This window comes from Rhabdochromatium marinum (assembly GCF_016583795.1).
Classification (GTDB): Bacteria; Pseudomonadota; Gammaproteobacteria; order Chromatiales; family Chromatiaceae; genus Rhabdochromatium; species Rhabdochromatium marinum.
This window is the reverse complement of the sequence record NZ_NRRS01000022.1, coordinates 47,318-53,685: the sequence shown is the minus strand read 5'-3', so window position 1 is coordinate 53,685 and position 6,368 is coordinate 47,318. Positions and strand designations below refer to the sequence as shown.

The window sequence follows — 6,368 nt, the reverse complement described above, 5'->3', positions numbered from 1 at the left end:
GCGTCAACCTACTCGAGAAGGAAGGCTCCTCGCTCAGCATGGCGCACAAACGTCGCAAGGCCGCCTGGGACGACGACTATCGCGCTAAGATCCTGGCTGCTTGACGATTAATACGCGCTCGCCCTGCCCAGGCGAGCCAGCCCGGTCGTTGAGTGGGCTGTCTTTGTTACACTGGTATCGGGTTCAGCTCCGCCCGCCGTTGTGGCTGGGCGGGGTTTGCATCACTTTCTGGTCGATAAGGCATCCGGCATGAGCACAGCAGACACCTCCGAGATTGCCGCCTGTTTGCAGGCGGTGCGCGCCCGCATTCAGGCTGCTGAGCAGCGCTTTGAACGCCCACCAGGATCGGTGCAGCTGCTGGCGGTCAGCAAGCGCCAGCCGCTGGCCAAGTTGGTGGCGGCGCAGGCGGCAGGTCAGCACGCCTTTGGCGAAAGCTATGTGCAGGAAGGGGTGGAGAAACGGCAGGCGCTGGCCGATCAAGGGCTGGCGTGGCATTTCATCGGCCGCATTCAATCGAACAAAACCCGGTTGATTGCTGAGCACTTCGATTGGGTGCATGGGCTGGTCAGTGCCGATCACGCCCGGCGCCTGGCCGCACAGCGCCCGCCGGCGCGCGGCCCGCTGCATGTTTGCGTGCAGATCAATCTCAGCGGCGAGGCTTCCAAGGCCGGGATTTTGCCCGAACAGGCCGAGGCGCTGCTGGCGGAGGTCGAGCGCCACGAGGCGCTCAAGCTGGAAGGGCTGATGACGCTGCCGGCGCCGGCAGAGGATTTTGCCACCCAGCGCCGGCCCTTCGCTGCCCTGCGCGCGCTGCGGGATCAGCTTGCCAGCGCGCAGCGGCCCTTGCCGATGCTGTCGATGGGGATGTCCGGGGATCTTGAAGCGGCCATCGCTGAGGGCGCTACAATGGTGCGCATTGGTACCGCGCTCTTTGGTGCACGTGCGCCGATCTGAATGACCGCATCTGCATGCCCGGCGCGGGCCGTACCACTCTCAGTTTAACCAAGCCGTATCACAACCATGTCGAACACAACTGTTACCTTTATCGGTGGCGGCAACATGGCCCGCAGCCTGATTGCCGGTCTGATTGCGGATGACCATGAGCCCACCGCGATTCGGGTCGCGGAACCGGATGCCACCAAATGCCAACAACTCACCAGCCATTTTGGCGTCACAGCCAGCGCGGATACCTCGGCCATGGTGGCAGAGGCGCGCGTGCTGGTGCTGTGCGTCAAGCCTCAGATGGCGCCGGACGTGTGCCGTGCGCTGGCTGCTCAGCTGCCAGCCGCAGCGCCACTGGTGATCTCGGTGATGGCCGGTGTCACCGCTGCCAGCCTGGAGGCGTGGCTCGGACGCCCAGTGCCGCTGGTGCGTGCTATGCCCAATACGCCGGCGCTGGTGCAGTCGGGCGCGATCGGGCTCTATGCCAATGCGCAGGCCAGCGCCGAGCAGCGTAACCTGGCCGAGGAGATTCTGCGCGCTGGCGGCGTGACCCAGTGGGTGGACAGCGAGGCGGCCATTGATGCCGTGACCGCGCTCTCCGGCAGCGGACCGGCGTATTTTCTGTTGCTGATGGAGGCCATGGAGCGCGCCGGTATTCAGCAGGGGTTGGAGGCCGAGGCGGCGCGTCTGCTGACGATTCAAACCGCGCTGGGCACGGCGCGTTTGGCGATGGAAAGTACCGAGTCGCCAGCAGCCTTGCGCGCTCGGGTGACCTCACCGGGCGGCACCACTGAGCGTGCCATTGCGCACTTTGAAGCCGCCGGTTTTGGCGCGCTGGTCGAGCAGGCCATGGAGGCCGCCCGGCAGCGTGCCGCCGAACTCGCGCACGATCTGCATCAGGCCGGTTGACCGACTTGGTGACGACTGGTCTGGTGACCAGGCACGCATAACCACCGCACGAATTTTTGGCTGGAGGCCTTTGCTCATGGGCGCGTCCTATTTTACCAACCCGCTGATTTTTATCATCAAGACCCTGCTCGGGATCTATACCACCCTGCTGGTGTTGCGCTTTCTGCTGCAATGGGCGCGGGCTGATTTCTATAACCCTATTTCGCAGTTTGTGGTTAAGCTCACGGCTCCGGTGTTGCAACCGTTGCGGCGGCTGGTGCCCAGCGTCAAGGGCATGGATACCTCATCCATGCTGGCGGCTTGGGCGTTTAAGGCCCTTGAGCTGCTGCTGATCGCGCTCTTGCTGGGCGCCTCAGTGCCCTGGCTGGCGCCGCTGTGGGCGCTGCCGGCGCTGCTGAAGCTGGTGATCAATATCTTCCTGTTTGCCATCATCATTCGGGTGATTCTGAGCTGGGTGAATCCTGATCCCTATAATCCGGCGGTGGCCTTGCTTGGGCGTCTGACCGATCCGCTGATGTTGCCGGCCCAACGGCTGCTGCCGCCGATTGGTGGCATCGACTTGTCCCCCATGGTGGTGATGATGGTGCTGGTGCTGCTGCAAATGCTGCTGTTGCCACCCCTGTTGGCGTTGACACTGGCACCGGCGGCTCTGGTGCTGTAAGCGCTGTGTAAGCGACCGGGTCAGGTACGCATGGACTGGTATCAATGGCAGGGCGGGGATGTCATTCTCCGGGTGCGGGTGCAGCCGCGCGCGCGGCGCGATGGCTTTGCCGAACCGCTGGGTGAGGCAATCAAGCTCCAGTTGCGCGCCCCTCCGGTGGATGGGAAGGCCAATGCCAGCCTGATCGCTTTTCTGGCCAAGGCGTTTGGCGTGTCGCGCGCCGAGGTGACCCTGCTCAGTGGTGAGCACAGTCGCACTAAACGGCTGCGCATCCAGGCGCCACAGGCGTTGCCGGCGGGGATTGAGCCGGGCTGACAGCTTGTGGGCGCTGTGCGCGACGGTGCCGGGCCGGGGGCTGCTCAAGCGGCAAGCAGTTGCCAGAACGCCAGGAGCGCGAAGCCGATCACCAGGGCACCGGCCAGTTGATTCAGCCAGGGCCGCTCGCTCAGGCGGGCGCTGGCTCCGGCGAGCAGCCCGATTCCCAGCAAATTGGGCAAGGTGCCCAGGCCAAAGGCCAGCATCAGCAGAGCGCCGGACAATGCGCTGCCGGCGGCCAGCGCCCAAATTAAGACGCTGTAGACCAGACCGCACGGCAGCCAGGCCCAGATGAAGCCGATGGCCAGGGCCTGCCAGCCGTGGCGCAATGGCAGCAGGCGGCGTCCCAGAGGTTCGAGATGGCGCCACAGGGGGATGCCCAGCTGTTCGAGACGCGCGAGTCCGGGCCACCAGCGCCCAAGGTAAAGTCCCAGCAGTAACATCATGAGGGCGGCGGCGGCATAGAGCAGCCGCTGCGCCTGCTCCAGCGGCAGGGCCGCGAGCATCCAGTCGCCCAGCCCGCCGAAGAGTGCGCCCATGACGCCATAGCCCAGCAGGCGCCCGAGGTTGTAGCCCAGTTGCATCGGCAGGCGCGCGAGAGGGCGTTGCGCGCGCGGCAGGCTGAATGTCAAACTGGTGACAATGCCGCCGCACATGCCCAGGCAGTGCAGGCCACCGAGCAGGCCAACCAGAAAAGCCGTGATCAGAGAATGGGTCATGGTGGATTGCTCGTTATCGGAAAGGCGCTTTCGTCATTGAGTCATTGGGGGAGAGAGATTTTTGCACGCGTATCAGCAGGATTTTGTCCGCTTTGCGGTGGAAACCGGGGTGTTGCGCTTCGGCGATTTTGCACTGAAATCCGGTCGGCGCAGCCCGTATTTTTTCAATGCCGGGCGCTTTGACAGCGGTGCCGGGCTGGCGCGCCTGGGACAATTCTACGCCAAGACCCTGCATGCCTCGGGGCTGGCGGTGGATATGCTGTTTGGTCCAGCTTATAAGGGCATTCCCCTGGCGGCGGCCACCGCGATTGCCATGGCGGATCTCTATGGACGCGATCTGCCCTATGCCTTCAATCGTAAGGAGGCCAAGGATCACGGCGAAGGCGGGCAGATTGTCGGGCGTCCCTTGCAGGGCCGGGTGCTGGTGATTGACGATGTCATCACCGCTGGTACCTCGGTGGGGGAATCAGTCGAGTTGATCGAAGCGGCCGGGGCCGAGCTGGCCGGCGTGCTCATCGCACTGGATCGGCGCGAGCGCGGCCAGACCGGCCTGGCGGCAACCGATGAGGTTGCTGCGCGTTATGGTGTCGAGGTGCTGAGCATTGCGTCCCTGACGGAGCTGATCGACTTTGTGCGCAAGCATCAGAACTATCCCGGCTTCACGCCCGAGCTGATCCAGGCGATGGAGTCGTATCGGCAGCATTATGGTGTTACTGATAACGGAGAGAGCCCATGATCCGCTGGCCACAGGCAACTAGAATTTCTCAAAGGCTGTTCAGCCAGTCAACGACCGCGATGGCACCTCGGCGTCTGCGTCTGCCTCTGCCTCTGCCTCTGCTGCTGGGCCTGCTGCTCGCGCTGGGCGGGCTGGTGTTGCCGTTGTCGGCAGCGGCGCAACAGTTGTATCGCTGGGTCGATGATGATGGCAAGGTGCATTTTTCGGATCGCCTGCCGCCCGCAGCCACTGACAAGGCGCGCGTGGAGCTGTCCAAGGAAGGCGTGCCGCTGCGCACCGTGGATCGCGCCAAGACTCGCGACGAGTGGTTGCAAGAGCAGGAGCTGGAACGGCTGCGCAAGGAACAGCAGGCGCTGATCGACCAGCAACGCAATGAGGATCAGGTGCTATTGCGCTCCTATCGCACAGCGGATGATCTCATCATGATGCGCGATGGCAAGATTGCCGCTGTTGATGTGATGATCCAGCAACTCAAGGGCAACATTCGTCGCTTGCAGAATCGCATCAACCGCTTGCAGTCCGACGCCGCTGAGTTGGAGCGCGCTGGCAAGCCGGTTTACCCCCAGTTGGAGCGTAATATCGCTGCGACCAAAGAGAATATCCAGAGCGATCTGGCGGTGATTTTGCGCCACGAGCGCACCAAGCAGGGCATCTATGAGCAGTTTGCTGAAGACATGGAGCGCTTTCGGCGCCTGAAGAATGTGCGCGAGCTGGTGCAGAAAGAGGATAAAAGGAATATTTTGCTTGGTCTCGACAATCTGGTGCCCTGTGCGAATGATCGCGAGTGCGATCTGCTGTGGGGACAGGCGGTGGGCTATGTGGAGGCCAATGCTACCCAACCGATTGAGAGCCTGAGCGATACGGTTGTGATCACGGCTGCTCCGCAGGATGAGGGAGATATTAGCCTGATCGTCTCACGCATTCCCAATGATCCCAAACACCCAGAGGCTAATGCGGTGCTTTTTCTGGACCTGCAATGTTTAAGCTATTTGCAGGCCGCCTCTGCCTGCCGTACCGACCAGCGTCTGGAAGTGCTGGAAGGTTTTCGTACCGCGCTGCTTGGCGATCAGGCCGATGGGGATCCAGCGAATGCTGATGAGGCCAAGGCCGCTGAGCCAGTGGCATCATCAGACCAAGCGGATGAGCCAGCCGCCACCACTCAGGGCGCGGAATAGGTGGCTAGCGGCGGCGAATCAGACTGCCGATACCTTCGTCGGTGAACAAATCGAGCATCACCGCATGCTCGATGCGCCCATCAAGGATATGGGCGGCACCGACACCCATTTGCACGGCTTCAAGCGCGCAGCGCACCTTGGGTAGCATGCCGCCCTGGATAACGCCACTATGAATCAATTCATCGACCCGCGCTGCGTCGATTTCCTTGATCAGGCGTCCCTCCTCATCGAGTAACCCGGAGGTATTGGTCAGCAGGATCAGCTTTTCGGCATGCAGGACTTCGGCCACCTTGCCGGCCACCAGATCCGCATTGATGTTGTAGGAAAAGCCATCGGTGCCGACGCCAATGGGCGCAATCACCGGGATGAAATTGCCGCCAACCAGCATATCGACCACGGCGGCATCAATGCTTTCAACCTCGCCGACATGGCCAATGTCGATGATTTCAGGTTCCTTCAGCTCGGGGGCATCGCGGCGCAGCAGCAGCTTGCGCGCGCGAATGAAATCTCCGTCCTTGCCGGTCAGCCCCACCGCAGCGCCACCGTGATGGTTAATCAGGGTGACGATTTCTTTGTTGACCAGGCCGCCCAGAACCATTTCAACCACATCCATGGTCTCGCTGTCAGTCACCCGCATGCCCTGCACGAACTTGCTCGCCTTGCCGAGTCGCTTGAGCAGGTCGCCGATTTGCGGCCCACCGCCATGCACCACCACCGGATTGATGCCGACCAGTTTCATCAGCACCAGATCGCGGGCAAAGCCGGCTTTCAGACGTTGCTCGACCATGGCGTTGCCGCCGTATTTAATCACCATGGTTTTGCCGCTGAAGCGGCGGATATACGGCAGTGCCTCAATCAGGACATGGGCGATATTCTGGGCGCGTTCGGCGGGGAGTGACATAGACGCAAAA

Annotated in this window: 8 protein-coding genes; 6 read left to right on the top strand and 2 right to left on the bottom strand. The window is 62.4% G+C overall.

Translation table 11 applies throughout. The features are described 5' to 3' along the window. Positions 1-249 precede the first annotated feature (249 nt). The 4 genes from CKO36_RS08860 (at position 250) to CKO36_RS08845 (ending at position 2,827) form a co-directional block, all read left to right on the top strand. Positions 250-954 carry a YggS family pyridoxal phosphate-dependent enzyme gene (locus CKO36_RS08860; RefSeq protein ID WP_200283573.1) on the top strand — a complete coding sequence of 235 codons (705 nt, stop codon included), beginning with the start codon at positions 250-252 and terminating at the stop codon, positions 952-954. A gap of 66 nt (positions 955-1,020) precedes the next feature. Further along, entirely contained in the window at positions 1,021-1,851 is an 831-nt protein-coding gene (gene proC / locus CKO36_RS08855; RefSeq protein WP_200283570.1) for a pyrroline-5-carboxylate reductase, read from the top strand. A 76-nt stretch (positions 1,852-1,927) separates the two neighbouring features. Beyond that, the gene (locus CKO36_RS08850; protein ID WP_200283567.1) at positions 1,928-2,512 is read left to right on the top strand and encodes a YggT family protein; all 585 of its coding nucleotides are present in this window, start codon (positions 1,928-1,930) and stop codon (positions 2,510-2,512) included. 30 nt (positions 2,513-2,542) lie between these two features. Further along, positions 2,543-2,827 carry a DUF167 family protein gene (locus CKO36_RS08845; RefSeq protein WP_200283564.1) on the top strand — a complete coding sequence of 95 codons (285 nt, stop codon included), beginning with the start codon at positions 2,543-2,545 and terminating at the stop codon, positions 2,825-2,827. A 44-nt stretch (positions 2,828-2,871) separates the two neighbouring features. Here the strand turns inward: CKO36_RS08845 and CKO36_RS08840 are convergent, their stop codons facing one another. Next, positions 2,872-3,546 carry a sulfite exporter TauE/SafE family protein gene (locus CKO36_RS08840; RefSeq protein ID WP_200283561.1) on the bottom strand — a complete coding sequence of 225 codons (675 nt, stop codon included), beginning with the start codon at positions 3,544-3,546 and terminating at the stop codon, positions 2,872-2,874. A 61-nt stretch (positions 3,547-3,607) separates the two neighbouring features. On the opposite strand from CKO36_RS08840, the gene pyrE reads away from it, so the two are divergent. Then, positions 3,608-4,282: an orotate phosphoribosyltransferase gene (gene pyrE / locus CKO36_RS08835; RefSeq protein WP_200283559.1), complete on the top strand. Its 675-nt coding sequence runs from the start codon at positions 3,608-3,610 to the stop codon at positions 4,280-4,282. A 59-nt stretch (positions 4,283-4,341) separates the two neighbouring features. Next, on the top strand, positions 4,342-5,457 hold the full coding sequence (locus CKO36_RS08830; RefSeq protein ID WP_200283556.1) for a DUF4124 domain-containing protein: 1,116 nt from the start codon (positions 4,342-4,344) through the stop codon (positions 5,455-5,457). 4 nt (positions 5,458-5,461) lie between these two features. Here CKO36_RS08830 and argB read toward each other — a convergent pair whose 3' ends face one another. Further along, the gene (gene argB / locus CKO36_RS08825) at positions 5,462-6,358 is read right to left on the bottom strand and encodes an acetylglutamate kinase (RefSeq protein WP_200283553.1); all 897 of its coding nucleotides are present in this window, start codon (positions 6,356-6,358) and stop codon (positions 5,462-5,464) included. Positions 6,359-6,368: the final 10 nt, after the last annotated feature.